The following is a 26,668-nucleotide window of genomic DNA, read 5'->3' as shown; positions in this document are numbered from 1 at the left end:
TCCGTGGAGCGAGGAGCGGGGATGTACGGAATGCGGACGAGCCGGGAGCACTTCTCGATACCCGGATCGAATCCGGTGGCAACCTCGGTCGATGTGCACGCTCTCGCCGAGACCGCGCGCCGCATAGGCGGTGTCGGTCGGGGTCCGGCGCCGGTGATCGCCGAACTCGTCACCGGCGACTGGCAGCTGGTGTACTTCGCCGAGGCGGACCGGTTGCGGGAGATCACCCGCGCCCAAGGCCGCAAGTATGAAGGGGTGCGCGCCGGTCGGCTGCGGTGGTCCTCGACCGTGCGCGCTGTTCCCCCGGTGACGGAAACCGCCGTACCGCCCCGTGATCTCGATGTCCCTGCTGCGTCCCGAGCCCATCCGGAACCGTGGTGATGCCCACCGACGATGTGACGCCGCTCCGGCCGCGTACCGCCACCGGAATGATGATCGCGGTGCTGTAGGTCACCTTCGCGATGTGGTTCGCCGCTTCCGGTCAGGCAGGTCCCGGTGTCGGCGCGGGTCTACTGACCGTGATTCGGCTCATCGCCGTGGCGTGCGGGTGCCGCGCACGCGACCGCACTGCCACCGTCGATGGCGCGGGGACGTGTCATCGAGGCAGTTAAATGGCGTTGCATTATGAATGTACTGCGCTTCATGATGTCGTCTCCCCGGATGATCATCTTCCCCGGTGCCCAGCGATTCCGGCCGGTACGAGTTCACGACTCGTGCGTGGGACCCCTACAACCCGGCTCCAGGGGTCGGGATCGCTCAACGGGCACCCGATCGAACAGTGCTCCGCCGGTTTCGCGATTTTCAGAGGTACCGTGACTACTCCGACCGATAGTCCGCTTGCTCCTGGGTTATCCCGAGAATGACAGCTCCGGTACGGCTGCGGGGACGGTGGGAGGAGCCGGGAAGGAACCGGACGTACGTTCCTGCGGGATGACACCGATTTCCTTCAAGGATTTCGCCCCGAAGAACGTAGTACCATTCCTCCCGGTGTGACGGCCCACCTCGGGCCAACAACTGCCGGGGGCGAATTCGATCAGCCAACTCGACGCGAAATCCGAACGATGAATGCGCCGCCGCAGAATGCCGTCGGTGACCGGTTCGGCCTCGATGTCGAACACGGACAGCACGTGGCAGAGCGGCTCGTTGGTCATCGTGGCATCACCTTTGCTGCGGACACGTCCTCCGACACCCTGACGGCGTGAGCCCGCCGGTGAGGTCGGACCACGCGGAGAACTGCACAGGCGAAGGCAGCAAGAGCGACAGCACAGACGACAATCATCCCGTCGCGATAGTCGGCGGGTGTGGCTACGACACCGACCGAAGTTCCCTGCGGGAGCCGGAGTGTCACGACCGCCAGCACAAGCGCTGAGCCCAACTGATAGCCGGTCTGGGCAACCGCGGCAGCTACGCCCTGGTCCCGATCGGGAACTCCGGAGGTGGCTTGCACATAAGCGCCGGTAAAACTCATCGGGAAAGCGAAACCGACAAGCACCACAGTGGGAAGGACGAGATCCCAGAACGAACCCCCACCGCCGATTCGCAGGAACAACAGGTACGCGACTGCATAGATGCCGAAACCGGTAGCGATGACGAGGCGGGTTCCCACAGCGCTGATCAATACGCCGACCTTAGGTCCGATGATTGCCACCAGGACACTCAACGGGAGGAACCCAAGCGCCATCTGCAGCGGTGACCAGTGCAGGTTCTGCTGCAGATATAGCGCACTGAGGAACTGAAAGCTTGTGTAGGTTCCCATGATTGCAGCGCTGAACAGAGCGGCGGAGAGCAAGTCCCCCCCGCGGAACAGGTGCCGGGGGAACAGAGGTGCGACGCTACGCCGTTCCGTGTATGCGAACCCTGCGGCGAGAACGAGCACACCGGTTGCCAGGGCGAGTGTCGACGTCGAGGTCCAGCCTGCTTGTGGCGCTTCAACCACGGTGTAGACAAGCAGCAGCATCGTCGCAGTAAGAGCGAGCGATCCGGGCAGGTTCAATGTTCTCCGCTCGGTGCGGATTGGTCGATCAGGGGGGGACGAAGGTCACTGCGCCGGCCCAGACTACAGCGGCCATCACCACTGACAGCGCGAATACCCAGCGCCACCCGACACTGCTGAGCAGGCCGCCACCGAGAAGGCCGGCCGAGAAGCCGACGGCTCCGCAGGCCGTGTAGATGCCGACGGCACGATTTCGGGCTGGTCCTTCAGGGAAAGTCGTGGTGATGATCGCGAGCCCGGCTGGTGCGGTCAGCGCTGCGCCCACACCCATACCGAACCGGGCAACGATGATCAACTCGACGGTGGTAGCGAACGTTCCGAGCAGAGATCCAGCAAGCAGGATCGCCACGCCGACGAGCAGGACCACACGGCGGCCGATCGCATCGGCGAGCCTGCCGGCGAACAGCAGCAGACCGCCGAAGCTGAGAACGTAGGCGCTGACGGTCCACTGAACGGCGCTGGCTGATGTCGCAAACTCGGATTGTATCGACGGTACAGCCACACCGATCATGGCGCTGTCGAGGCCATCGAGGAACAACGCACCACACACCACGACGAGGACTGCCCATAAACGTATGTCCCAGCCGGACTCGCTTGGTTCGATGGTCCCGGATGACGCGGTCGGTTCCGAATCGTTCATGCGCGGCCTCCGGCCGTGAGGGGATCCAATCGAGGACCGCACACGGCTCGGGCCAGAACCTTCAAGCCGCGGTCGAGATCTACGGGAGGCCGAGCGATGGCGACACGCAGATACCCGGGCCGATCGAACACCTCCCCGGGGATGACGAGTACACCCTCATCAAGCGCCCGTCGGGCCACGGCGAGACTGTCGAGGGACTTATCGATCCGAAGCCACGCGAATGGCAGATCGTCCCGAGCATTGACGATGCTGACCTGCGGGAGCACAGACGCCCATTCCTGCAGAGTGTGAGCACCACTTCGACAGAGGGTGCGGGCTCGGGCGAGAAACCGGTCGCCGTCGCGCAGGACGGCCGTCGCGATGGACTCGCACAGTACCGAGTTGGAGATGGTGGTCAGGTGCTTCCGCTGCGTACAGCGGTCGACCAGGTCAGCAGTGGCGATACACCAACCGATACGAAGCCCCGGCAGACCGTGCAGCTTCGACAACCCGCTGATGACGGCAACGCAGTCGGAGATCCCCGCCGCCGACATATCGGGATCGCAAACATACTCCTCGTCGACCACGAGCACGGCGTCGTAGGCATCGGCGATGTCGGCGACCGCTTCGATGAAGTCGCGGGACGCGGTCCAACCGGTCGGGTTCTCCGGTGTGGCGACGACGATGACCTTCGTTCGCCAGGTCACGGCCTCCGCGACCGCAGCCAGCAGAGTGTGCTCACACGGATCGAGTGCGACCGTCACAACCGAGAGCCCGACCTCGGCCGGATAATAGGTGTGCTGGCTCCAGCCCGACCCGATCACTACCGCTTCGCTGCGATCGGTGATTTCGAGGCTGCGGACCAGAAGGGAGAATGCCTCTTGGGCACCGTGGCAGACAAGAACGTCTGCCGGGTCGACATTGTGGTAGCGCGCAGCGATAGCTGCACGCAGTTCGGGCAGCCCGGCCTGGTGACCATATCCGAGTGGCACGGTGGTGATCTCGGCGAAGCCCGGGACAGTGGTAATGTCCGCGAGTTCGACGTTGCTGTCACCAAGATCGAGGGTGTAACGACCGTAGCTCTCGACGAAGATCCATTGTTGCATCGTCAGTGTCATGCTGGTGTGATCCTTCGTTGGACGATAGCGAGGTCCTTCCGGACACCTTCGAGGTCCGCCACCCCCGTGCACATGCCGACGCGATCGAAACCGAATCTGGCGAACAACTGGACGCTCGCAGCGTTGTCGGCGAACATGCTGGTGACGACCGTGCGGATGCCTAGGCGAGGAGCGTCGTCCAGGAAGGTGCGTAGCAACGTCGATCCGATCCCGCGACCTTGGAAGGCCGGATCGAGATAGACGCCGCAGTCTGCGGTGACGCGGTAACCGGGACGATCGTTCCAAAAATCGGATACGGACAGATATCCGGTGACCGTGCCATCGTCGACAGCCACATAAATAGGTCGGGACCCGAAATCTCTTCCGGAGAACCATCCTTCGATATCGTGCACGCCACGCGACTCGAGGTCACACGTACTGGCACGCGATTCGATTGCGTGATTGTAGATCTCGCATATGCGCTGCGCGTCGGCGACTGTGGCGTGACGGACGGTCAGTGTGGTCATAATGCAGCTACCGCCTTCGGGGAGGGGGGTCGGACGGTGCCCGCGAACACATGGTGCGCCCGTCCGGTCTGCCAAATTTGTGTGCCGCGCCGATCGACGGTGAGCTGGCCACCGGGCATCCGAACGGTCACCGGGGCGGTGGTCGAACCGCGCGACAGTGCGGCCGCCGCGGCGGCGCACGCGCTGCTACCCGAGGCGAGAGTACGGCCGGATCCACGCTCCCAGATGTCGATGTCCATCCCGGCTGCGTCGATCCGTGCGACGAACTGGACGTTGGTGCCGGAGGCGAACAGAGGATGAGTGGCGATCTGCGGTCCGAGGGTGTTCTGGATATGGGGCTCGACCGGGGTGAACACGACCGTATGTGGATTTCCGACGGACAATGCGGTCACGTCGAGAGCGCCGGCGGAAGTATCGAGCACGAACCGCTGTGGATCGATCGAGGGGTCGGTCAGCCCGATCGCGTGGGGCTCGAACACCGCCGGTCCCATTGCCACAGTGAGCGTGCCATCGTTGTTGACCTCGATCGGGGACGTTCCGGCGAGGCAGTCGATCTCGAATCGATCGCGATCGACTGCGCCGATATCGAGCAGCCACTGAGCATAGATGCGCAATCCGTTGCCGCTGCGCTCGCATTCGCTGCCGTCAGAATTGAAGATGCGCACTCGGAACGGCCCGCTCGCCAGGGACGGGCAGTGGACGAGAATACCGTCGGCGCCCACACCGAATCGGCGATCGCACAGCCTGACGATCTGCTGTACGTCCAAGGTCGTGCCGAAGTGACCGCCGTCGAAGACGAGGTAGTCGTTGCCCAGCGCGGTGTACTTCGTGAAAGGGAGATGCTCAGTGCTGGTCATCGATACCGAGCCCTTCCGGGTAGCCGAACATGATGTTCAGATTCTGAATTGCGGCCAGCGACGCGCCCTTGCCGAGGTTGTCCAGGTGGCACACCAAGGTCAGGTCGGTGCCGTCGTCGAAGCAGTAGACGGCAGCGTTATTGGTGCCCACAACGTCGTCGACCATGAGCAGACCGTTCGGGTCATCCGGTTGCGCGGTGCGCACCTGGACGAATTGCTCGTCCGCATAGGACTGTTCGTACTGCTTCAGGACGGCGACGGCGTCGGTCTCGTCGGTCAGGGCTTCGCGACCGAGGGTGATCGTCACCGACATCCCGCGTTCGAAGGCACCGACGGACGGTACGAACTGTGGCTTGCGGCCGAGTGGGCTGTGTCTCACGATCTCGCGCACGTGCTTGTGCTCGTGGTCGTGGGTGTAGCTGCCGGTGCGCAAGGTCTCGCCGGCGCGTTCGAAGCGCTGCAGCATCGCGCGACCGCCTCCGCTGTAGCCGGAGATTCCGAAGATGGGAACGTGCGCATTCCGGCGGAGGAGACCGGCGCGCGAGAGCGGGTTGAGCAACAGGAGCGCCCCAGTGGCGTAGCACCCGGGGTTGGCTACCCGCCACGCACCACTGATCCGATGTCGCTGGGCACCGCGGTCCAGTTCGGGCAGCCCGTATGCCCAACCGTCCGACACCCGGTGTGCACTGCTGGCGTCGAGCACGCGCACACCCAGTTCGTCTGCCAGAGCAGCGGATTCCATCGCAGCGGCGTCGGGAAGACACAGCACAGCACATTCGGCCTCGGCGAGGAGAGCGCGCTTGGCGGCGAGATCCTTTCGATCGTCGTCCGACAAGTGCAGGATTTCGAACTCGGGGTGATGGCGTCGCAGCAGGTCTTCGATCAGAAGACCTGTGGTGCCGGCTGCCCCGTCGAGGAACAAGGAGATGCTCATAAGTGATGTCCTCGCCGGCCGATCACATCCGGCCCGGGACAACGTGCGGTTCGAGCACGGCCGTGTCGTGCTCGTCGCCGTACCACCGTTCGTCCCACCGTGAGTAGGCAACGATGAGGATGTCCCGGGTGCCGCGGACATCGGTGGCCGCCTGGATGTCGGTCACATCATGCAGGACCGCCCGATCGTCGAGCAGCAACGTTTGACCGGGGGTCATCGTGTGTTCCCATAGCGGCTGTCCGGCCTCCTCGTCACTCCACACCCGAGTGCAGCCGCCGGTGACGTTCGAACGGGCGAACGCGCTGATGGTGACGAACTCGTGACCGTCCTTGTGCCGGCCTTCCGGAGTCAGCTGGCCGGAGCGCCGGGGTTCGGCGATGCTCCGGTTCTGGTGCACGTTGATCTGCCAGGCGGTCGTGCGGTCGAGGCCGAGCTGGTCCGCCAGTTCGGTGACGATCCCGCTGAAGTCCACCTCGAGCGGCTCGTACGGGCGCTTGAATCCGCCACCGACCGGGTTGAACTCCTTTGGCGCGGTGTAGGCGCGTGCCGGCAGCAACTCGGTGCCCCAACCATCGCTATCGTGGACGAGCTTGAACTGGGAAAACCGCTTGTATCGGGTGCCGTTGCCCATGAACGGATCGTGCGGACAGTTCTCATAGGAGATCAGTTGCTCGGCGGTGGCGAACAAGCCGTCCACGAGTGCGTAGCCGCGCTGTGCGAGATCTGTGTTCATCGGGCACTTCCGTAGGTCAGGGTCTGCAGGGTGGAGTCGAGGTAGCGCTGCGACGAGTTGAGGCGCGCCACGGCGCCCCAATAGATCTCGGGTGCCACCTCGGGACGTTCCTCGACCAAGGGAATGATGACGTTCTTGAAAAACCCCGACGCATGGCGCGCATCGATGCCGATGTGCTCGCGGTGGTACTCGATTCCCTCGACGGAGAGCGCGTTACGCCGCCACGCCTCGAGCAGCTGCGCGCACCGGCGCGGAAACAGGAATTCGGTCACGGCGAAGCTGCCCACGGCACGGAAGATCAAAGGCCTGCGCAATGCCAGCATGGCTGAGAGGTTCCCGCATACCATGGCGTCGACACTGAGATTCTCGCGGATGAAGTCGTCGGTGGCACCGACCTCGTTGAGAGCGTTCTGGAACATCACGGTGTGCACGCGCGGTTCGGTACCGTTTCCCATCTCGTCCCAGTAGTTGCCGGCCAGTTCGAGTTTCGGGCGTACGGACATCCCGATTTGCATCAGAGCGATGAAGTCGTCGAACCGCGGATCCAGCGCCGACTCCTGCGCAAGGTAGTAGGCGATGTCGCCGATTTCAGCACTGTCGGGCAGGAATTCGATATAGAACGGGTGCCGGTTCGCTGGGTGCTCGCGAACGATCGATTTCAGACTGCGCACGAATTCGAGCCCGCCCCCGGACGTTGACGGGCATGCGGCGTGGTCGATGAATCGGTCCTCGTATGAGAGCATGCGCTCTTCGATCTGCAACGCACAGTGCAGGTCGGAACGCAAGGTGTCCAAGCCGGTCCGGGGCACGGAAGAAGGAATTTCGAACGAACGCGCATGAACGTCCGCAAGGCGCTGCTGAACCCGCAGCAAGGCGTCACTGTCGCCATACGTGTATGCGCGGTCGAGGAGTTCGGGCAGGTCGTTGATTTCGGCGGGCTGCTCGAGCAGGCCAGAAGAGAGTGATGCCATGAGATCTCCGAAGGTCGCTAAGGGATCAGCCGAGAACAGCAGTGGACATGGAGCTGGAAACGAATTGCATTGCACGAAGATCGAACTCGTACATCTCGGGAACGGGACGGAACTGGGACGGCAGTCCGAGGATTGCGCACACGGCCTGCATCGACCCCCACGAGGTGGCCAGCAGGCACGAGGCGCTCACTGAGGCGACCTTGTGGTTCTCGAAGTCGAGATTCGGATCGTCGAGATAGGCGCGATGCAACGCGTTCGGAGCGAGTGTGTTTCCGAAGTTCTCGAGGTTCTGCTGCTCGTCGTTCGAATCGGACTGGTGGAACAGGACGTCGAAGTCGATTCGATCGTTCTCGTGATAGTTGAAGTAGTGCCCCGTCACGCCGTACGCGACCGGGCAGCACAACACGGTGGGCACCTTGTGAATGAGAGCCTGACGGTGCAGCATCCGACGCTCGTTCATGGCGAAGAAGTCGATGGTGTCGCAGAGCGCCGAGGCGCCGGCGACGAAGTCGGAGACATTGTCTTCGTCGATGTCCGGGAACCGCGTGACGGTGATCTCCGGATTGATCGAGCGCAAGCGCTCTTCCAGCACCTCGGACTTCAGACGTCCGACGGTGTCCACTGTCGCACCGAATTGGCGATTCATGTTCTCCGGCCCGAAACGGTCCGTATCCGAGAGGCGGAAGTTGCCGATGCCCATCCGTGCGAGGCACTCCGCATACGTGTACCCCGTTCCGCCGCAACCGGGTATCGCCACTGTGGCCTTGCCCAGTGCGCGCAGCTGTTCCTCTGTAACCAACCCCAGCATGCGCCCGAACAGCACTTCCCGTGGATACACATTTCCCCCTCTGATCACGTTGAAGGCAAAGAACCCGGCATCGACCAAACCTGCGTCGAGACGTGCACGAGCAGGCGGAACAGATGCTGTGGTGATGGCCCCCGGACATCGAAAAGAAACCATCCGAGCGGTTTCTTTCGGGCAACTATAGCGCCCGATCGGGGCTTCGCAAGTGCAACAAAACGGATCCCTAGGCTCGGGCTTTCGCCCTCAGTTGTAGTTGGTGACTCGTCACGGATCGCTGACCGGATAACCCACCGGACTCAAGGTGAGGCGCCCGACAGGCTGTTTCCGAAACAAAGGCGCACCCACCAGATGACGGATGCAGAAGAGTGTCGCGAGTCGCTCTTCCACTCTGATCCGCCGACTGAACGCGTCCGGGATCACGACACAGAACACCTTCCCGCACGCGTCGTATGTTCAGTGGGGGAACCACCCGACACGAAGCGCTCAGGGGACTGCTGCTGACCTACAACTCGTTCGGTCGCAACCGAGCTGCACGTGACACCCATAGCCATGGTTGGGTCGGCGGGCATGCGGCGGTGGCTGTAGGCACCGCGAGGGGCGACGTGGATTTCCCGGATCAAACCGGGCGGCTAATGCCGGTGCAACTCGGCTGCCGACGCGGGCCGCCACCTGGATCGACAGGAGTCCCGCTGGGATACTCCGAGCGCTCTGCAGCATATGTCGAGGGGGAGTCCCGACGTCGGTCGATGAGCGGGTCGATGCGGAGAGCTAGTGCCTCGTCAAGCAACCTTGGCCGTGTAATGCGGGTACTCGGTCCACGATCGGATCGGTGAGTCCGGGGCGAACCGGGTCTTCGGCTCGGCACGAGCATTGCGCCACCGCACGTATGCGGCGATCGCAGCGTTCTGCTCGGCATGACTGCGATGATCGGTGCCATTGAGCGCGAAATACCGCAACGCCGCGAACTCGGATTCGATCCAGTTGAGCCACGACCCGTAGGTCGGCAGAAACACCAACTCAACATCGTTGTCGGCGGCCCACCGACGAACACTCTGGTGCCGGTGCGGGGAGAAGTTGTCGAGCACCACATACAACTTCTCCCCAGGCCACCGGGCCCGCAACACCTTCAGAAGATCGAGGAACTCACCCACGCGCTTGCGCGGACGAATCCGGTAATACATTCGGCCGCTGGACAAATCGAGGGCGGTAAGCATGTGCATCACCGGAGTCGTAGCGGTGATACGTCGCCCGCAACCGCAACGGATGCGTCTGCGGTCGCCACGATTTCCCTTTCCGCGGCTGCAGGTTCAACGGACCGAACTCGTCGACGCAGACCACCAGACCGTCGGCCGGCGGGGTGTCGTACAGGGCGAGGATCGTGTGCATCTTCGACAGGAAATCCGGATCGGTCGATGCCTTCCACGTGGTGGTGGCCTGCCAGGTGACCTTTCCGTCACGCAGGATGCGACGCAGTGTCTCGCGGCTGATCGCCGGCACGACCTTCTGCGCGATCAGATGCTCGGCGAGCTTGGCCGGACTCCAGGTGGAGAACGCGGTGATTTTCCAATCGGCGGGGGACGTCCGGGCTATCAAGCAGATCTTCTCGCGGGTCTGCTCATCGATCGCCTTCGGTCGTCCCCCGTTCCATTTTGGGTGCAACGCCTCGAATCCCTGCTCGTTGAATGCGTGGATGACATCGCGGACGTAGTCGTCGCTGACCTGCATCAACGAGGTGATGTCCTTGACACTCTGGCCTTGGGCAGACATCAGCACCACGATGGCGCGACGGAGTTTGATCGGGTCCTTGGCGGTGCGACTGATCTTCTGCAGCCGTCGCCCTTCCTCCATGGTCAACGATCGGACGAACACGCTCGGTTTGCGTGCCACGACCACCTCCTTGTCTCGACTCGGAGATAGTCTGCCGTGGACGTGTCGGTCAGCCGGGGATTACCCGGTCAACGATCTGTGTCGAGCCACTAGGCCGTGTTTCGAAAGTGATCTTGAACCGAGATGGTGCCAGCAGGAGTGTCGCAACAACTGAATGAGTGAAGTCTCCGGTATCGGGGTTTAGCGACCAAGCAAAACCTTGAATACCGGAGACCTCGTGCCCAGCGTAGCCGTCCAGCGGCGCGCGGACCTGACCGACGCCCAGTGGGCGCGGTTGGCGCCGCTGCTGCCCTGTCCACAGAAGACCGGCCGTCCACCGAAACGGACGAAACGCCAGCTCATCGACGGAATCAGGTGGCGCATCCGCACCGGCGCACCGTGGCGGGAGATGCCGACACGATATGGACCGTGGCAGACGGTCTACGGACTGTTCCGCCGGTGGCAACGCGCCGGGGTGTGGACGCAGATCCTGACCGCGTTGCAGGCCCTGGCCGACGCTGCCGGTGAGATCACGTGGGACGTGAGCGTCGACTCGACGATCGCACGGGCCCACCAGCACGCCGCTCGAGCCCGCAAAGACGGTGATCTCCAGCGTGAGCCACCCGGCGGGGTAGAGACCGAACCGGACGACCACGCCTTGGGTCGTTCGCGGGGCGGGTGGACCACCAAGGCGCATCTGGCCTGCGAACAGGGCCGCAAGCCCTTGTCGATCGTGATTACCGCCGGTCAATACGGGGACAGCCCGCAGTTCACGACGGTTCTCGCTGCGATCGAGGTGCCTCGCCTCGGTGGTGGCCGGGCTCGGACGCGACCGGATCGAGTGTTGGCGGACAAGGCGTACAGCAGCGCTGCCAATCGTGCTCACCTGCGTAAACGCGGGATTCGGGCGACGATTCCGGTCAAGTCGGATCAGGTGGAACATCGCCGACGCAGAGGATCGGCCGGCGGTAGGCCGCCGGAGTTCGATCCCGCACACTACAAGCAGCGGCATGCTGTCGAGTGCGGGATCAACCTGCTCAAGCAGAATCGTGCTGTGGCAACGAGATACGACAAGCTCGCGGTCCGTTACACAGTGGTGGTGCGTATCGCTGCGATCAATATGTGGTTGCGGAGCGCTTGCTTATGAAACAGGGCCTAGATCCTAGCGAGAGGGCTCTGCGTGGTCTTCTCATGCCCATCGCTGCACGTCGCATGGTACCGACCCAGCCGGTTGTTGCGCTCGATCCCGCGCCGGGCGATGCCACGCCCGCAGCCACCGCCGGTGCACGAGATGGTCGTAGCCCTTGTCCGCCCGAACCCGCCCGAACCCGGCCGGGCTCGCGGCGGGGCGGCCCCCGATGCGAGCGCACCATCTTCGATCGCGGTGACCATCGGCAGCAACATCACACTGCCGTGGGTGTTCGCGCAGGTCACTGTCGACGTCGATAGAGGTGAAGTTCTTCTTGCCTGACATGAACTTCAATCATGAAATGGAGACCGGTCCGGTTGTGCCGGTCACGGTCCACTGTCCGTCGACCTGGTCGAGGACGTAGGTGAGGCCGAGTCCGCAGTCGATGCCGCACCAGAGTCCCGCGCTGATATGGACTGTTCCGTCGTCCTGCGGCCAGGTGGGGGACAGGCCGACGATGACGCCGTCGTGTGCGACCCCGGTCAGGCCCTGCCGTGCGGGATCTGCGTACTGCTGCGGATCGGCGGTGAACTCGACCGGCGGCAGATCCGCGGACTGCGCGGTGATCTCGTTCTTCAGTTCCGTGTCGAACGGTGGCCCGTCGGCGACGGTGAACATGTGTGCGCTGCGTGAGGCAGGGCCGTCGATGATGTAGACGGACCCGATCGGGGTCGGTGCTGTCGCGAAGGGATTGTCGACAAGGATGAGGTGGTGTAAGGCCACGGCATAGAGCTGTGACTGCTCGCTGGATGGCAGAGGACTCGTGGGCGGGTCGAGTTGATCGGTGCCCGCGTCGGTGTCTGTGCTCGCGCAGCTGGCCAGGATGGCAGCAAGGACCACCGAGAAGGTCGCCGCTCGAACGCTCATGGTTCGGAGGGTACCGATTGCCGAGGTGATGCCGGCTTTTCGTGGATCCTCCGGAGGGGTCGGCTCGCCCGACACCCGCCGGTGGTTGTGCTCTGGTGCGGGGGTGCGTGCGAAGGTGAGTTATGACTGTCGCTGGGCGTCCGGCTCGTTGGTGGACTGTGCTGTCGGGGGTGACTGCGGTCTTTGTCGGGCTGGTGTGCGGGGTGATCGTGTGGACGTTCGTCCCGCCGGTGGTGTTCTTCCCGTGGTTTGCTCTGGCGTCCTGGGTTCTTCTGATCCTGGGGGCGGTGTGGTTGGTGGTCGGGTTGATCGGCTGGTTCAAGGTTCGCGCTCTGCGCGCGACCGCGATCGCGCCGGCGTTGGTGCTTGCCACTGCGGTGTTGGTGGTGTTGTCGGTTCCGTCGACGGTGGCGTTTGCGGTGTCGAAGGGGTCTTTGGTCACAGCGTCGGCGCAATGTGCGCCGTCCTGGGACGGTCGGCGGATCGGTGTGTATCAGGTGTGGCGGATTCAACCCGTCGACGGTGGGTGTCTGTTCTACATCGAAGGTGGGCTGATCGACCCGATCGGACTTGCGTATCTGCCCGGTGGCGCGCCGTATCTGGGTAAGCCCCGCCACGACGGCGACATCGGGTACGAGCAGTACAGCGGCGATTGGTATCGATTCGTGGAACGTTTCTGAGCTCTGCCCGTAGGCGGCGGTAGCGCGCTGAGTTGATTGCTGGACGGCGACCCCTGAGGCCGACCGGTCTGTCGGCGGTTCGTATCGCGATCCTGTAGCGCCGCGAAGGCGATCACCGTGATAATCAGGATGGATGTGTGCGATCGGGTGCGATCGGGTGCGGTCGGGTGCGGTCGCGCTGTCGTTCGACCGACAGCCCACGGGGCTATCGCCACGAGCGCGACCAACCCGATTGCCAACGGCGTCATACCGATGAGACTGCCGGAAAGACCGTGCGCCGGTGCGCAAGACGTCGGCGAACCTGCGGACGCCGGTATCGCGCGAACGTGTCGGTTTCCGGTGCCACTGTCGAAGTGCGGGCGGTCAGGCTTCGGACCAGGTTTCGGTGTTGGTAACACGCACCCAGTCGACGATGTCGCCGTCGGCGTGGACGTCGTCGGTGAGCCAGAATGTTTCGTCGGGTGCCCAGCCCGCGATCACCGACGCCGTGTCACCGTCGACGTCGATGGCAGTGCCCGCCGCGGCGAGATAACCGGCCACGGTCAGGTGCACTCCTCCGTACACCTCGGCGACGGCCCGCCAGTCGGGCAGAACCCACTTTCCGTCGCGGCCGGTGGTGCGGTACCAATCGTGACGTTTCTGGGCGGTGACCTCGAGTGGAAACCGCCGGCAGAGTTGCGCCCAGTCGTCGGGCCCGTGGATTTCGAGCACGTCGACGGTGTCGGGAACGAAGTGTCGCCGTGCCCCGGCATGGTTCTCGCCTCCGGAGTCTTCGACGAACCGCAGACATGCGGGTGAGCCGTCGTCCAGTGCTCGTGTGGAGCACAGGACGCCGAGCGGCGTCGACCACCACACCCCGGACCAGTTGGCCGTCGGGTTGGTGGGGCGTTCCCGTGCTGCTCGTTTCTCCTCGGTGACGACCTTCTCGCGCCAGGTGGCGAGCGCGTGCCCGACCCGAGGGACATTGGCGTGTGGTTCGACCCAGCCCAGTGACCACTGCTCGTCCCGCACGATGCCGGCGGTCCACCACCGAGTGTGCTCCGATGCGGTGAGGTGCTCGGCGATGCGTCGCAGTTGCGGGCGCATCGGCTCCGTCGCAGCGAGAATGTCGTCGCCGTCGGGTTCTTGCCAGTATCGGGCGGAGTCGGTGGTGGCGGCGAGCACGGTGCGCAGGTCCTTTTCCGTCACTTGCGGCAGCGGCACGTTTGCCAACCGTCGCGCTACGTCGCCGGGGGAGATGTTCGGGAGGGGTCCGTCGGCACCGTGCCCGTAGAGGACGCCTGCGGTTCCGCGTGCCACGTCGATGCGGTAGGTGGCGTAGAAGACACCCGACGAGAACGAGTCCTGCGTATGCCCGTCGCGGGTACGGTCGTCGGCGATCTGCGCGTATTCGAGGAGAAGACGACGACCGCGCGGACCGGCCGGCAGTGCCTCGGTCAGGTTCGCCGGAGTGTCCCGTGCCGTCATGGCGTCCAGTAGATCATTACCACCGCGACCGTGACGGGCGGAAGATACTGACGCCGCGGCGCGCGGCGTCAGGTCGCCGACCCGACGTGTGTTCGACCTGTCGCGGGGCTCCCACGCTCGTCGCCCGCCACATCTGGATCAGATAATCCTCGACGGGGTCACCGTCGAGATAGCCGTCGAAGCGAGTATCTCTGCCTCGGACGCAGATACGGACTCGGTATCGGTGATTGTCGGGCTCGGTGATGTCGGAACTGTCATTCGGAATCCACCGCAGCCGATCAGGCTCCCTACCACTGCACCGGCGCCGGCCGCCATCGAGCAACCCCGCCCCACGAAGGAGAACTGAGTCGATGTCGCGAAGCGTAATCGAAGACCAACTGCTCACCGAGGTGGTCACGGGGCTGCCGCTGCCGGACACGGCTCTGGAAGCGGTGGTGGCGGCAGCCCACTGCTGACGGGTGGGAACACCGGACCAGCAAGTGGGCTCCTGGTAAGGGCAGGGACGTAAGCAATCGCCGACCTACCAGGAGTTCGCCCGTATTCGGTCCGTCACACGCCGACGCTCACCGAGTTTTCAGATGCGCCGAGTCGTTGACATTGTGCTGCGGCTCACATACGGTCTCCGCAACACATTCAGATGAAAATATTTCACGTGAATATGTTCCTCCGGGGCGTCCGCTCCTGAGCGTTACCCTTCCACAAGGAGTGTGTCGTCATGGCACTGTCGGTACAGGAACTTCTGGCGAGCAAGGGCATACGCCCGCCGCAGGATCGGATCGCCGCGCTCGAGTCCAAGTGGGCCGAGATCGTTCAGCGACGCGGTGACCTCGAGGCTGTGGCAGTCGACGACGCGGACATTTCTGTTCGCAATATCCCGGGAGGCGACCATGTCCGCTGACGAACTCGTCACCAAGTCGGTGACCGAACTCGCGCCCCTGATCGAGAGCAAGCAGGTGTCCCCGGTCGAGGTCACCACGGCGCTACTCGATCACGCCAAGGCGCTGAATCCGGAGATCAACGCCTACATCAGTTTCCGCGAGCACGCCCTCGACGATGCCCGACGTGCCGAGGAAGAGATCGGCCGAGGCGATTACCGAGGGGTCTTCCACGGAATTCCCTTGGCACTGAAGGACAATCTGTATGTAGGTGGCGAGGTCACCACGATGGCATCGAAGATCCACAAGGACTTCGTGCCCACCGAGGACGCGTCCGTGGTGCGCCGTCTCCGCAACGCCGGCGCCGTGCTGACCGGCAAACTCAACATGCACGAATACGCATGGGGTATCGACAACAACAGTCCGCACTTCGGCAGCGTCCAGAACCCCTGGAATACCGCGAAGGTGCCGGGGGGCTCCAGCGGCGGCTCGGGAGCGGGCGTCGCGGCGCACATGACCTACGCGACCCTGGGCACCGACACCGCCGGCTCGATCCGGATTCCTTCCGCCGCCTGCGGCATCGTCGGCCTCAAGCCGACGCACGGTCGTGTCCCCAAGGACGGATGTTTCCCCCTCGCATGGACTTTGGATCACATCGGACCGATGACCAAGACCGTGGACGACGCCGCGGCGATGCTGCAGGTGATCGCCGGGTTCGACCGTGCGGATCCGACAGCGGTCGATGTCCCGGTGGGGGATTACACCTCCCATCTCACCGGTGATGTCTCCGGATTGGTGATCGGCATCGAGGAGGACTATTACTTCCGCGACGTCGACAACGAGATCGAACGACTCGTACGCGCCCAGATCGACGAGCTCGTGTCTCTGGGCGCCCGGGTACGGACGGTCGAGATCCCGACCCTGCGCTACTCGGAATGGGCCGAACTGGCCACCAGCCTGTCCGAAGCATCAGCGATTCACCACAACGACCTTGTGCACAGGGCCGACGACTTCGGGGCCGACATCCGCTTCCTGTTCGAACTGGGGGAGCTGTTCTCCTCGGTGGACTACCTTCAGGCGCAGCAGGTTCGGCGCCAACTCAAGAACGACTTCGGAGCGGCCCTGTCCGAAGTCGATGTGCTGATCGCCCCGACCCTGCCGGTGATGGCTCCGGACATCGGATCGTCCGAGGCCGACCTCAATGGAACGAAGGTCGATCTCATCGACTCGTTCATCCGGTTCACCGGCCCGAGCAACCTGACCGGCCTGCCCGCGATGTCCGTTCCGGTGGGCTTCAACGGTGATCTGCCCGTCGGCCTCCAGATCATCGGTCGGGCCTTCGACGAGCGCACTGTGCTCAACGTCGGTAAGGCGATCGAAGCCGGCGGACCGATGGGGGATCGGACTCCTCCCGCGCTCCTCTGAGCCTGCTCGACCCACTGCACCTGCTCGACCCGGATATCCGGCCTGCCGATGCCTTCCGGCACGGCACCCGGCCGTCCGGTTCGAGTGGGTGTTTCCTCTCCTCATCGAAGGGATGTCACATGGTCCCCGTGGCACTGTTGTTCGTCGGGGCGGTGCTCCTGGTCAACGGATTGGTCTTCCTCGACAGGGTCACTCCGCGATCGGCCGTGGCAATCAATCTCCTCACCGGCGCCCTGTTGGTCGGTACGGCACTCGTGCTGCTCCTACCCTCGGACAGTGCCTCGTCCGACGGGCTGGCGTCGGCGGTGGCGGCCGGAGGGTTCGCATTGTTCGGCTTCACCTACCTCACGGTCGCGATCAACTCGCTCTCGAACGCTCCCGGCGCCGGCCTCGGCTGGTACTGCGGTTGGGTCGGGGCGGTCGCCCTCTTCCTGTCGATGGTGCATTTCGTTCAGCTCGGGGACGCTCGTCTCGCCTGGCTGTGGCTGGCATGGGCCGTTCTGTTCGCCGCCTTCTTCCTCGCCCTGACCACCCCCGCAGCGGAATGGGCCGGCAAGGCGACGGGAATGCTCACAGTCATGCAGTCGCTGTCCACTGCGAGCATCCCCGCTGCGCTGATGCTTACCGGGAAGTGGGACGACACGCCGGTACTTGCCGTCGCTGTCACGCAGATCGTCGTCGTCATCGTTTACGTTCTCCACGTCGCCGATGCTCGGCGCCGCTATCGATCGACCACCACCCGCGACCGCGCGTCCGTGACGACGACCTGACAATCTACAGTGGAGGACCCATGCGATCAGTGGCCCTGTCGGCCGTACTGATCGGGATGCTGATCGCATACGCACTGTTTGCGCCGCGGGTTCAGATCGTCGACCTGGTCGGCCGTCTGGGCCCGATCGTGCTGTTCCTCGCCACCATTTCGGCCGTGATCAACCTTGCTGCCAGGGCGGGGGTCTTCCACCGGGTCGCCGCAATCGCGGCCAGTGGACGGGCAGCCAGCGGACCAGGGCTATGGATTCTGGTGGTGCTGCTGTCTGTGGTGTCCACGATCTTTCTTTCCCTCGACACCACCGCCGTTCTCGTGACACCCCTGGTATTGGCGCTCGCCGGGCGGGCCGGCAACGATCCGATACCGCTGGCACTGACCGTGGTGTGGATCGCCAACACCGGATCGCTCCTACTTCCGGTGTCCAATCTGACGAATCTGCTGGCGATGGAGACGGGACTGTTCGACGAGACGAGTCACTACGTGAAAGTCGCCGCGATGCCCGCAGCCGCATCGCTCGCGGTAACAGTGGGATTCGTTTGGATGGTGTTCCGCAGGCGCATATGCACACCCACCGGAACCCCGGTAGCGTCGCGCGAGCCCGGCACACCGGCTTCATCGCACCCGCTGCTTCCCTTGGCCGGGATCGTCATGGTGATACTGCTGCCGCTGCTCGCGACGTCGATCCCCTTCTGGTGGTCGACGACGGCGGCGGCCATCGTGCTCGTGACAGCCTTCGCGGTCACAGACCGATCGGCTCTGCGCCCGAGCTTGATCCCGTGGACAGCCCTGGCTCTCGCCATCGGCCTGACCGTTGCGGTTCAGGTCGTTCATTCCCTCGGCGTCGAACAGCTTGTTCGTGCGGCGTTCGCGCACGTGGAGGGCGACTCCGTCGGCACGCTGTTCGTGTCGGCCGCAACAGGAGCGGTGCTGAGCAACCTGATCAACAACATTCCGGCCTACTTGCTTCTCGAGCCTGCGGCCGCGTCCGGTGCAGCCCTGATCGCTCTGCTCATCGGCTCGAATGCCGGGCCGATCGTGACACCGTGGGCCTCTCTGGCCACGCTGCTGTGGGCAGATCAGTTGCGCCGAGCCGGCCACATCGTCCCCTGGCGGCAGTTCGCCGCCCTGGGGATACCACTGGCGATCGGTGCAATCACGGTGTCCGTGGCCGCGTTGTCGTTGTCCCAGCGGTGATCCGGCCGCGTATACACGCTGGTCAGAGAGCGGCAACCACCTCGAAATCCAAACCGTTCGCTTGCGCGAGATAGATCTGCTGCCGCGCTTGGTTCCCCTCGAATCGAACGACGCCGCGAGGACTGTCGAACTCCAACCCGTCGATCCGGGCATCACAGCGGGTCGGATCCAATCCTCCGGCTCGGCGTGCAAGATGGCTGAGAGCGTAGATCCCCTGATAACAGGACTCTGCCATGTTGTTCAGAGCGGGAGCCTCGTAGCCGTTGGCGTTCACGTAACTGCCGACGAACTGCAGAGAGGATTCGGTGCTCAAGGCGCGGAAATAGGCTGCGGATGCGAACAAATTCTCGGTCGTCTCGGCGCCGCCGGCCAGGAGCATGTTCTCTTCCATCAGGGGACTGAACCGGAGCATGCGGTGATGGAGGTCGCGGGCAGCGAAATTTCGGTGGAAGTCCACGGCGTCCTGGCCGACCAGAAGTGTCAACACCGCCTGGCATCTGCTCTCCGCAGCCATCACTGGCAGTTGCGGGTCATCGGCCCGGCCCATCGGAACGAACGACGAACCGACTATGTCCACCCCGAGCGCAGCAGCGAAGTGTCCGATCAGTTGATACGTACGCAACGGCCAAATATAGTCGGCGCCGACGACGTACCACGACCGCACACCGTGGTGATCGCGCAGCCACCGCATCGCCGGATAGATCTGTTGTTCGGGAGATTCTCCCGAACAGTAGACGTTGGAACTGACCTCGCCTCCCTCGTAGAGCGAGGTGTACACATACGGGACCCGACCACGAACGACGGGCGCGAGATGTCTTCGGATCGAGGAGATGTGCCATCCGCTGATCGCATCGAGGGCGCCGGCATCGAGCAGGTCGGACACCTCGGCTGTGACCGCGCGGGGGTCGCGACCGCCATCGATGAACTCGAGCTGAATTTCACGGCCGCCGAACCCGGCTCCCGCATTGAGTTCGCGTCGAGCCAATTCGCTGACGGCCATGCACGAAGGTCCGAAGATACCGCCCGGGCCTTGCAGCGGGATCACCATGCCGACCCGGTAGACCTCCGACCGGCGGTGTGGCGCAGATGCCAGCATCGGATCCTCTCGGGTAATGTCGGCGGAGGTGCATCGGCTCATCGTCCCGCCACTCGTACAGATCGAAGGGCTGAAAAGGCAGGAGACTCACGTGGCTCCCCGAAACTCCGATCGGCTGGCGACCCGAGCAACGGCGATTTCCGGCGATATCGCTACCATCGACTCTCCTTCAGCGGTCGTTGCGCTACTGCAGGCTACCAAAGCCATTGTGTCCTCGCTCACGTCGATCGGCTCCGAATTCGATTTGACCTGCGATGATGTGCTCGTGCTCGATGCACTCGCACGCCACGGAAGCGCATCGATGGCCGAGCTGTCGTCGCATACCGCCATATCAGGAGCCACCCTCACCCGGTCCGTCGACAGGCTGGTCTCCCGGACACTGGTCTACCGTGAGGTGAGCGCCGAAGATCGGCGCCGGGTCGAAGTTCACCTCAGCACCCGCGGAGTCGAAACCCACCGAGCACTGGAAGCACAACTCGCCGAACTCGATGCAAGAGCCGGCCGAATCTGCAGGACTCCGAGTCAGGCGTGAACCGAGCCGAACTCGTGTTCGTTTCGGCGAGTCGAGGTGAACCCGGAGTCGCCCTCCAGATGCCACGTCACAACGATTGCGCCTCCCGGACGGACGCACGGCTGCGTGCCGAGCTGAAACGGCGCGTCAAGCAGATCTCCCGCCAGATCCGCGCCATCAAAAAATCCTCGAACTTCAAATACTGAAGGCATTTCATCATGGATCTTCACGATCCGTGAGAGCAGCCACCGCATCCACAACCCGCTGACCCCCGACAAATTCGCCACCCTCGGACAGGCACTCCACGTCCCCCCGGGACACGGGTACTCGACCTCGCCAGCGGCTCGGGCGAGATGCTCTGCACGTGGGACCGTGATCTGGGATTCACAGGCACGGGCGTGGACATCAGCACGCTCTTCACCGAGCAGGCCCGCGCCCGCGCTGTCGGCCTCGGTCTCGCCGACCGCGTGGCGTTCGTCCATGGCGACGCATCCGGGGCACGTCGCGGACGAGTCGGTCGATCTCGCCGCGTGCATCGGCGCCACGTGGATCGGTAACGTGTCCCTATGGATTCGTCAAGCGGCGGCAGCAGCGGGCGTGCGGTAGAAAAGTCTTGTTCTTGAGCATCGCGTAGAGCACGTCGCAACGACGGCGAGCGAGACAGATCAAGGCGGCATTGTGCTTCTTGCCCTCGGCGCGTTTGCGGTTGTAATAGGCACGGCTGGTTGGGTCGTGCAACGACGCGAACGCAGACAAGAACAACGCCCGTTTAAGCTTGCGGTTACCCGACCGAGCTGGGTGCTCACCACGGATCGACGATCCGGAGCGATGGGTCACCGGAGCGATATCGGCATAGGCCGCCAGATGTGCCGCCGAAGCGAACGCCGAACCATCACGGACTTCGAGCAGGATGCGCGCTGCAGTCCTGATGCCGACGCCGGGCATCGACATCAGGACTTGGGAAAGAGGGTGGCCTTCGAGCATACTCTCCACATCTTCTGCAATGCTCTTGCGCTGTTGCAGAACCTCTTTCAACGAGCCGGCCAGTTTCGGCAGGACGATTTCGGCGGCGTTGCTGCCCGGCACCGTCACCGTTTGTGCATCGAGGGCAACGAGGACCTCCTCGGCCAGTCGGGCTCCCATCCGCGGAGCATGCTTGGTCGCGAGGGCGGTGAGCCGGCGCTTGCCGGCCTGTCGGATACCGACCGGACCGCCGCAGCGCGACAGGATTTCGAGCACCGCCGGATGAGTGATCCGTGGGCCGAGAACGCGTTCGAGCGCGGGGTGGATTCCGGTGAGCAATCCGCGGATACGGTTGCTGATGCGGGTGGCCTCCCCGGCGAGATCGTCGTCGAACCCGACGATCACCAGCACCGAGCTGTGTTCGGCCAGGCGGTCGAACACAGCGCGGAGTTTGGTCTCGTCGTTGGGCAGGGCTTTGTCGAACAGTCGAGTGCCGGCGGGGTCGAGTCCGACGGCGTGGTGTTCGCCTTTGCCCACGTCGATGCCGCAGAACACGGCGTAGGTGGGGTCCATGAAGCGCGCCTTTCGTTCCGCTCCGGACGGTCACCGATCCGACGTCGATACCCGGCACCCACGTTACGAGGAGACCTGCCCGATGCCCCGGCACAGCAGGCGGCCGTGTCCCTATCAGCGGTCCATCGACGTCACCAGGTTCGGCGACATCACCCCCCGGATCATTCGAGTGACAGGGGCAAGAAGTCATACCGAACTTGGCGACCGTCGCCCTGTGTTGCAGGGCTACGAAGAAGGTAACGGGGGGGTTCGGTGGCGGTGCGGGTTCCCCGGAATCCGGCCAGCAGCTACCAGCGCTCCGAGCATCAGCACGACGGTTACGATCACGGGGCCTCCTGGCAGATAGGGATCAGCGGCGGGTGTGCCGGGGCTGCTGGTACTCGGCGAGGACGAGCGTCACGGCGTCGTCACCGGTGTTCTCACTGCGCAGCCGACGGCAGGCGACGACGCTGCCGAGTGCGGGCCGGTGGCATCCGTCGCCGCAGCGCTACGCCGAGATCGCTTTGGACCTGATGGGAGAACGGCTATTACGAGACCGGTCTGGAGTGGGACGCGCGGCGGGCCCGCGTACAGGCTGCCGCCGACGGCGCTGCGAGCATCCAGGAGTTGCATGGCCCGTTGGCGGCGGCGGTGAAAGTGGCCGGTGGGAAGCACTCGGTCTTCCTCGATCCGGCGAAAGCGGCCCGGTCGTCCTCGGCTGCCACCGCCGAGCTTTCCGAACCTACGGTCACCACAGTGGACAGCATCACCACCGTGACGATTCCTGCCTTGGGTGCGGTGTCGGACGAGTTGCAGCAGCGCTACGCCGACGCCGCGGCGGTCGGCATTCTCGGCGCGGCGGATCGGACCTGCGGGTGGATTGTCGATCTGCGCGGCAACACCGGCGGCACGATGTACCCGATGTTGTCCGGCCTGACCCCGCTGCTACGGAACGGGACCGCGATGACCTTTCGCACCCGCGCGGGCGAGGACATGCCCGTGACCATCTTCGACGACGGTGCCGGGATGGGCGGGACCGTCATCTCGGTCGGTGCTGTCGCGAAGATCGCCGATCGGTTGCGTCCATCAGGATGGTGTACGAGCCGGATCGGATCCGATGACCGGCGTGTCGTAACCGGACGAAAGACGGTCACCGCGTGATTCTTCGAGAGAGCTACCAACTCGACTCGACGAAAGAGCACGCGATGACCACTGCCCACGATATCGACCTCCGCCAGCTTGTCGAAGACCGACTCACCGGCGCCAGCCCCGACCTGCTGCGCGAGCTGCTGACGATGTTCATCCACGCCCTGATGGGCGCCGAGGCCGACGCCCTGTGCGGCGCCGACTACGGCCAACGCTCCGACGAACGCGTCAACGTTCGCAACGGCTACCGGCACCGCGACTTCGACACCCGCGTCGGCACCCTCGACGTGGCCATCCCCAAGCTGCGGTCCGGCTCGTACTTCCCGGACTGGCTGCTGCAACGGCGCAAGCGGGCCGAACGAGCCCTGACCTCGGTTGTTGCGACCTGCTACCTGCTCGGGGTCTCGACCCGGCGGATGGAGAAACTCGTCGATACCCTCGGGATCACCTCGCTGTCGAAGTCGCAGGTCTCGGTGATGGCGAAAGACCTCGACACCCAGGTCGAGGCCTTCCGGAACCGACCCCTCGATGCGGGCCCGTACACGTTCGTCGCCGCCGACGCCCTGGTCCTCAAGGTCCGCGAGAACGGACGGGTGGTGAACGTGCACGCCCTGGTCGCGGTCGGGGTCAACGCCGACGGCTACCGCGAGATCCTGGGGCTGGACGTCACCTCCGCCGAGGACGGCGCCGGCTGGCTGACCTTCTTCCGCGGGTTGGTCGCCCGCGGCCTGTCCGGGGTGCGGTTGGTGACCTCCGATGCCCACGCCGGCCTCGTCGCGGCGATCGGCGCAACCCTGCCCGGCGCCTCCTGGCAGCGGTGCCGCACCCACTACTCGACGAACCTCATGGCCGTCACACCGAAGTCGTCGTGGCCCTGGGTGAAGACACTGCTGCACTCCGTGTACGACCAGCCCGACGCGGATTCCGTTCACGCACAATACGATCGAATCATCGATGCACTCACCGAGAAGCTGCCGAAGGTGGCCGATCACCTCGACGCCGCCCGGTCGGATCTGTTGGCGTTCACCGCGTTCCCGAAGCAGATCTGGAGCAACAATCCGCAGGAGCGCCTCAATAAGGAGATCCGCCGCCGGACCGACGTGGTGGGGATCTTCCCGGACCGCACCGCTCTGATCCGACTCGTCGGGGCGGTGCTGGCCGAGCAGCACGACGAGTGGATCGAAGGCCGCCGCTACCTCGGCCTCGACGTACTCGCCCGCTCCCGCACCGACAAGCCCGCCGACAGTGTCACCGAGGGCACCGAGGAGGTGACACCGGCCTTGACCGCCTGATCCACCGACGAGGAATCACGCGACGACGTCGTACACCACCTCACGGGACTTGACCCGCCGATCAGCCTGTTGTGGTGCTCCAGGACGGTGACACGGTCTCGAGTGGTGAGGCGGTGCTCACGGCGTTCCGTGGTCTCGACAACGCCCGGTCGTTCGGGGCGGACAGCGCGGGATACACGTCAGCGAATTCGGTGCACCCGCTCTACGACGGAGCACTGTTGGTTCTCACCGAGAGTACGTATTTCGACCGCGACGGCGTCAATCTCGCCGAGGAACCCGTCGCTGCCGATCACCGCACCTCCAGCGACGGCGCGGAGGTGGCCGCACTGGAATGGTTGCGCGATCACGGATGCAACTGAGCAACGACACCGCTTCGACCGCGTCGGAGGGGCCCATGCCGTCGGGGCAGTCCAGCGCACATTCGACCAATCACGAGTGTCACGCCCACGTCGATCGAGACACGGCGTGGAATCCGTAGGGGCTGATCGCGATGACACATTTCATGTTCAGAGTCGTTGCCTTCCAGGCAGGTTCGTCGAGACGAGTCGGGATCGACATGAGCCATGTTTCCCACGGTGTCCCGGCTGATCGAGGAGGGCGCGGTGCAGCTGACGTAGTAGTCCCACAGTTCCTGCTCACTGAAAACGAATTCCACCGGTGGATCGACGGGCGTATTGTCCGTTGCGGTCAGTTGTAGTTGGCCGGCATCGTCGAGTCCCATCTGATAGCCGGCGCTGCCGCCACAACGAATCACGGACTCGATGACGTCGTCCATACCGGGATCAGGTCCGTCCACGACAACCTTCTGCGGTCTCTTACGGTTCGCTCCATCCCAGCCAGGCGATGTCCGACGGTCGCGCCGGCGATCGCAATGTCGATCCGGGTCTCCGCCGACGGCCGCTTCCCCGCGCAGTGGTCCTTGATCCCGCCGCGACCGACGCCGGATCGTCCCGCGCGGCCGCGGGACGGCCCTCGACGCCGTGACCACCGCCGAGGTTGGGCTCGTTTCTGTGTCCGCCGGCGCGCTCTCCACCCGGGGGTGCGGGGGACGTGTCATCTACGCAGAGCGCAGCGCATCCCGTACTGGTTCGCGTTCGTGCTGTAGGCGTCCGTCGATGCAGCGGGTCCGACGGGTCAGCGGATTTCTTCGATCACGCTCGTACCCTTTCCGGGGCGGGATTCCCAGGCCCAGTTCTCTTCTACGCGTAGGCGACCGTCGGTGAGCACTTCGATCCGACTGTCGCAGACTCCACTCGCGGTAGTGCCGTCGACACTGAGGTGGGTGTAGCGAAAGTGCAGCCGTTCACCGTCACGTGTCCCGACGAGGAAACCCCGCACTATCTCTCCGCCGTCGTAGTCGGCCCAGATGACAGCGTTGTCCTGGTGGTACCGAAAACGTGTGGCGCTACTGACCTGTCCGGTGGGCGAGTTGCTGACACCGGTGAACACTCTGCCCTCGAGGTCGATGGTGGAGGACGAGGGGTGCGCAGCATCGGTAGTGGTCATCTCGGCACCATAGCCAAGACCCACCCAGCCGTGTTGGCACGCAGACCCGCGTGGAGCATCCGCCGATCGTGGTGGACAAGCACTTCCGGGCGATCATCCGGTCGGGTTCGTCTCGGATCGTGGTGTCGCCGCGTCGAAGTTGTCGAGCATCGTGGCCAGCGTCCGCAGGACGGTCTCGTAGTCCTCGGCGGAGACGCCGTCGGTCAGGGTCTGCGCGGTGCGCGCTTGCGTGCGGCTCATCTGCTCGAGCAGCTCGCGGCCCGCATCGGTGATTCGCATGGCGGTGGTGCCCGGGGCGACCGGATCGAGGTGCAGCCAGCCGTTGTCGGTCAAGGAGGCGCACGGCGCCGGCCCGGCTCTGCTGCCCGCCGCCGTGGCCCGATTCCTCGAGCACGAACAGCGCGCCGGCACCGTGGCCGCCGACGCCCCCATCGACGGAGTCGCCGCATCGATCGCCGGTGCCTGCTACCTGCGGGCGTTCCTCGAACAGTTCTACGGACCCGACCATCCCCAGCAGCCGATGACCGAGTTCGCCGCCTCGATCATGGCCACGGTCCTGCCCGCCCTGACCACACACCCCGCCGCGTCCACCCCCAGCGACTGACTCACAGCCACACAGACGACGATCTGCGGTTGGAGTCACCGCAGAGCCGCGTCCACGCTGGTGAGGCATGGCCTGGAATCCGTAGGCGTTCAGCGCGGTGACACATTGCATGTTCACAGTCGTTGCTCGC

General features: G+C 64.3%; 32 protein-coding genes and 2 pseudogenes. 13 read left to right on the top strand and 21 right to left on the bottom strand.

Annotation, left to right across the window (positions count from 1 at the left end; all coding sequences use genetic code 11):
- The first annotated feature begins 75 nt into the window (after window positions 1-75).
- The gene (locus BLV31_RS16540) at window positions 76-381 is read left to right on the top strand and encodes a hypothetical protein (RefSeq protein ID WP_248846233.1); all 306 of its coding nucleotides are present in this window, start codon (window positions 76-78) and stop codon (window positions 379-381) included.
- A 467-nt stretch (window positions 382-848) separates the two neighbouring features.
- On the opposite strand, the gene BLV31_RS26020 is transcribed toward BLV31_RS16540, so the two are convergent.
- From BLV31_RS26020 to BLV31_RS25490, 12 genes are all read right to left on the bottom strand, one after another.
- Window positions 849-1,151: a hypothetical protein gene (locus tag BLV31_RS26020; RefSeq protein ID WP_006551226.1), complete on the bottom strand. Its 303-nt coding sequence runs from the start codon at window positions 1,149-1,151 to the stop codon at window positions 849-851.
- Complete coding sequence (locus BLV31_RS25505; RefSeq protein WP_254778511.1) at window positions 1,148-1,957, bottom strand: MFS transporter; 810 nt, start codon at window positions 1,955-1,957, stop codon at window positions 1,148-1,150. The genes BLV31_RS26020 and BLV31_RS25505 overlap by 4 nt, the downstream gene beginning before the upstream one ends.
- 64 nt (window positions 1,958-2,021) lie before the next feature.
- Window positions 2,022-2,633: an MFS transporter gene (locus tag BLV31_RS25500; protein ID WP_248846235.1), complete on the bottom strand. Its 612-nt coding sequence runs from the start codon at window positions 2,631-2,633 to the stop codon at window positions 2,022-2,024.
- The gene (locus BLV31_RS16525) at window positions 2,630-3,730 is read right to left on the bottom strand and encodes a pyridoxal phosphate-dependent aminotransferase (protein ID WP_064060945.1); all 1,101 of its coding nucleotides are present in this window, start codon (window positions 3,728-3,730) and stop codon (window positions 2,630-2,632) included. The genes BLV31_RS25500 and BLV31_RS16525 overlap by 4 nt, the downstream gene beginning before the upstream one ends.
- Complete coding sequence (locus BLV31_RS16520) at window positions 3,727-4,236, bottom strand: GNAT family N-acetyltransferase (RefSeq protein WP_006551229.1); 510 nt, start codon at window positions 4,234-4,236, stop codon at window positions 3,727-3,729. Before BLV31_RS16520 ends, BLV31_RS16525 begins: the two co-directional genes overlap by 4 nt.
- Window positions 4,233-5,093 (bottom strand): diaminopimelate epimerase, encoded by an 861-nt coding sequence (gene dapF / locus BLV31_RS16515; protein ID WP_064060946.1) that lies wholly within the window; start codon window positions 5,091-5,093, stop codon window positions 4,233-4,235. The genes BLV31_RS16520 and dapF overlap by 4 nt, the downstream gene beginning before the upstream one ends.
- On the bottom strand, window positions 5,080-6,027 hold the full coding sequence (argC, locus tag BLV31_RS16510; protein WP_033096491.1) for an N-acetyl-gamma-glutamyl-phosphate reductase: 948 nt from the start codon (window positions 6,025-6,027) through the stop codon (window positions 5,080-5,082). The genes dapF and argC overlap by 14 nt, the downstream gene beginning before the upstream one ends.
- 22 nt (window positions 6,028-6,049) lie before the next feature.
- Window positions 6,050-6,760, bottom strand: a complete 711-nt coding sequence (locus BLV31_RS16505) for a 2OG-Fe dioxygenase family protein (RefSeq protein ID WP_006551232.1) — start codon at window positions 6,758-6,760, stop codon at window positions 6,050-6,052.
- Entirely contained in the window at window positions 6,757-7,731 is a 975-nt protein-coding gene (locus tag BLV31_RS16500) for an iron-containing redox enzyme family protein (protein WP_230826425.1), read from the bottom strand. The genes BLV31_RS16505 and BLV31_RS16500 overlap by 4 nt, the downstream gene beginning before the upstream one ends.
- A gap of 25 nt (window positions 7,732-7,756) precedes the next feature.
- The gene (locus tag BLV31_RS16495; protein WP_198162495.1) at window positions 7,757-8,569 is read right to left on the bottom strand and encodes a ThiF family adenylyltransferase; all 813 of its coding nucleotides are present in this window, start codon (window positions 8,567-8,569) and stop codon (window positions 7,757-7,759) included.
- 746 nt (window positions 8,570-9,315) lie between these two features.
- Window positions 9,316-9,717 (bottom strand): transposase, encoded by a 402-nt coding sequence (locus BLV31_RS25495; protein WP_231411751.1) that lies wholly within the window; start codon window positions 9,715-9,717, stop codon window positions 9,316-9,318.
- Window positions 9,680-10,423, bottom strand: coding sequence for an IS630 family transposase (locus BLV31_RS25490; protein WP_248846236.1), 744 nt, complete (start codon window positions 10,421-10,423; stop codon window positions 9,680-9,682). Before BLV31_RS25490 ends, BLV31_RS25495 begins: the two co-directional genes overlap by 38 nt.
- A gap of 217 nt (window positions 10,424-10,640) precedes the next feature.
- Between BLV31_RS25490 and BLV31_RS16485 the strand changes: the two genes are divergently transcribed.
- Complete coding sequence (locus BLV31_RS16485; protein WP_064060947.1) at window positions 10,641-11,549, top strand: IS5 family transposase; 909 nt, start codon at window positions 10,641-10,643, stop codon at window positions 11,547-11,549.
- Between the two features lie 68 nt (window positions 11,550-11,617).
- On the opposite strand, the pseudogene BLV31_RS25485 reads toward BLV31_RS16485, so the two are convergent.
- A pseudogene (locus BLV31_RS25485) lies at window positions 11,618-11,836 on the bottom strand (IS5/IS1182 family transposase); the annotation flags it as partial.
- Window positions 11,837-11,885: 49 nt separating this feature from the next.
- Window positions 11,886-12,458, bottom strand: coding sequence for a hypothetical protein (locus tag BLV31_RS16480; protein ID WP_064060948.1), 573 nt, complete (start codon window positions 12,456-12,458; stop codon window positions 11,886-11,888).
- Between the two features lie 170 nt (window positions 12,459-12,628).
- Between BLV31_RS16480 and BLV31_RS16475 the strand changes: the two genes are divergently transcribed.
- On the top strand, window positions 12,629-13,138 hold the full coding sequence (locus BLV31_RS16475; protein ID WP_248846237.1) for a hypothetical protein: 510 nt from the start codon (window positions 12,629-12,631) through the stop codon (window positions 13,136-13,138).
- 363 nt (window positions 13,139-13,501) lie between these two features.
- Here BLV31_RS16475 and BLV31_RS16470 read toward each other — a convergent pair whose 3' ends face one another.
- On the bottom strand, window positions 13,502-14,605 hold the full coding sequence (locus BLV31_RS16470; RefSeq protein ID WP_064060950.1) for a hypothetical protein: 1,104 nt from the start codon (window positions 14,603-14,605) through the stop codon (window positions 13,502-13,504).
- Window positions 14,606-15,320: 715 nt separating this feature from the next.
- Here BLV31_RS16470 and BLV31_RS16465 point away from each other — a divergent pair.
- From BLV31_RS16465 to BLV31_RS16450, 4 genes are all read left to right on the top strand, one after another.
- Entirely contained in the window at window positions 15,321-15,503 is a 183-nt protein-coding gene (locus BLV31_RS16465) for a hypothetical protein (protein ID WP_064061644.1), read from the top strand.
- The gene (locus tag BLV31_RS16460; RefSeq protein WP_064061643.1) at window positions 15,493-16,905 is read left to right on the top strand and encodes an Asp-tRNA(Asn)/Glu-tRNA(Gln) amidotransferase GatCAB subunit A; all 1,413 of its coding nucleotides are present in this window, start codon (window positions 15,493-15,495) and stop codon (window positions 16,903-16,905) included. Before BLV31_RS16465 ends, BLV31_RS16460 begins: the two co-directional genes overlap by 11 nt.
- 119 nt (window positions 16,906-17,024) lie before the next feature.
- On the top strand, window positions 17,025-17,675 hold the full coding sequence (locus BLV31_RS16455; protein WP_064061642.1) for an AmiS/UreI family transporter: 651 nt from the start codon (window positions 17,025-17,027) through the stop codon (window positions 17,673-17,675).
- Between the two features lie 20 nt (window positions 17,676-17,695).
- The gene (locus tag BLV31_RS16450) at window positions 17,696-18,868 is read left to right on the top strand and encodes an ArsB/NhaD family transporter (protein ID WP_064061641.1); all 1,173 of its coding nucleotides are present in this window, start codon (window positions 17,696-17,698) and stop codon (window positions 18,866-18,868) included.
- Between the two features lie 22 nt (window positions 18,869-18,890).
- Here BLV31_RS16450 and BLV31_RS16445 read toward each other — a convergent pair whose 3' ends face one another.
- The gene (locus BLV31_RS16445; RefSeq protein ID WP_139192963.1) at window positions 18,891-19,916 is read right to left on the bottom strand and encodes a substrate-binding domain-containing protein; all 1,026 of its coding nucleotides are present in this window, start codon (window positions 19,914-19,916) and stop codon (window positions 18,891-18,893) included.
- 139 nt (window positions 19,917-20,055) lie between these two features.
- Between BLV31_RS16445 and BLV31_RS16440 the strand changes: the two genes are divergently transcribed.
- Window positions 20,056-20,496, top strand: coding sequence for a MarR family transcriptional regulator (locus BLV31_RS16440; protein WP_162273074.1), 441 nt, complete (start codon window positions 20,056-20,058; stop codon window positions 20,494-20,496).
- Here the strand turns inward: BLV31_RS16440 and BLV31_RS25055 are convergent.
- A complete protein-coding gene (locus tag BLV31_RS25055; RefSeq protein ID WP_217636624.1) occupies window positions 20,487-20,762 on the bottom strand; it encodes a hypothetical protein in 276 nt (91 codons plus the stop codon). The two genes, BLV31_RS16440 and BLV31_RS25055, sit on opposite strands and share 10 nt — an antisense overlap.
- Window positions 20,763-20,828: 66 nt before the next feature.
- On the opposite strand from BLV31_RS25055, the gene BLV31_RS25480 reads away from it, so the two are divergent.
- Window positions 20,829-21,032, top strand: a complete 204-nt coding sequence (locus BLV31_RS25480) for a class I SAM-dependent methyltransferase (protein ID WP_248846298.1) — start codon at window positions 20,829-20,831, stop codon at window positions 21,030-21,032.
- 18 nt (window positions 21,033-21,050) lie between these two features.
- On the opposite strand, the pseudogene BLV31_RS16425 reads toward BLV31_RS25480, so the two are convergent.
- Window positions 21,051-22,011, bottom strand: a pseudogene (locus BLV31_RS16425) (IS110 family RNA-guided transposase).
- Between the two features lie 735 nt (window positions 22,012-22,746).
- On the opposite strand from BLV31_RS16425, the gene BLV31_RS16420 reads away from it, so the two are divergent.
- The 3 genes from BLV31_RS16420 (at window position 22,747) to BLV31_RS16410 (ending at window position 24,787) form a co-directional block, all read left to right on the top strand.
- Window positions 22,747-23,151: a S41 family peptidase gene (locus BLV31_RS16420; protein ID WP_162273073.1), complete on the top strand. Its 405-nt coding sequence runs from the start codon at window positions 22,747-22,749 to the stop codon at window positions 23,149-23,151.
- Between the two features lie 44 nt (window positions 23,152-23,195).
- Window positions 23,196-24,428 (top strand): IS256-like element IS1164 family transposase, encoded by a 1,233-nt coding sequence (locus BLV31_RS16415; protein WP_064061646.1) that lies wholly within the window; start codon window positions 23,196-23,198, stop codon window positions 24,426-24,428.
- Between the two features lie 71 nt (window positions 24,429-24,499).
- Window positions 24,500-24,787 carry a S41 family peptidase gene (locus BLV31_RS16410; RefSeq protein WP_064061636.1) on the top strand — a complete coding sequence of 96 codons (288 nt, stop codon included), beginning with the start codon at window positions 24,500-24,502 and terminating at the stop codon, window positions 24,785-24,787.
- Here BLV31_RS16410 and BLV31_RS24740 read toward each other — a convergent pair.
- The 3 genes from BLV31_RS24740 to BLV31_RS16400 form a co-directional block, all read right to left on the bottom strand.
- Window positions 24,772-25,203: a hypothetical protein gene (locus BLV31_RS24740; RefSeq protein WP_139192961.1), complete on the bottom strand. Its 432-nt coding sequence runs from the start codon at window positions 25,201-25,203 to the stop codon at window positions 24,772-24,774. The genes BLV31_RS16410 and BLV31_RS24740 overlap by 16 nt on opposite strands.
- Window positions 25,204-25,562: 359 nt before the next feature.
- Window positions 25,563-25,934, bottom strand: coding sequence for an avidin-fold protein (locus BLV31_RS16405; RefSeq protein WP_052227382.1), 372 nt, complete (start codon window positions 25,932-25,934; stop codon window positions 25,563-25,565).
- A gap of 93 nt (window positions 25,935-26,027) precedes the next feature.
- Entirely contained in the window at window positions 26,028-26,267 is a 240-nt protein-coding gene (locus BLV31_RS16400; RefSeq protein ID WP_064061635.1) for a winged helix DNA-binding protein, read from the bottom strand.
- Between BLV31_RS16400 and BLV31_RS16395 the strand changes: the two genes are divergently transcribed.
- Window positions 26,257-26,538, top strand: coding sequence for a hypothetical protein (locus BLV31_RS16395; RefSeq protein WP_006551241.1), 282 nt, complete (start codon window positions 26,257-26,259; stop codon window positions 26,536-26,538). The genes BLV31_RS16400 and BLV31_RS16395 overlap by 11 nt on opposite strands.
- Window positions 26,539-26,668: the final 130 nt, after the last annotated feature.

Origin of the sequence: Rhodococcus pyridinivorans (assembly GCF_900105195.1) — a bacterium.
In the GTDB taxonomy this organism is placed as follows: Bacteria; Actinomycetota; Actinomycetes; order Mycobacteriales; family Mycobacteriaceae; genus Rhodococcus; species Rhodococcus pyridinivorans.
The sequence above is the reverse complement of the archived record's forward strand: the minus strand, read 5'-3'. Positions and strand labels throughout refer to the sequence as shown.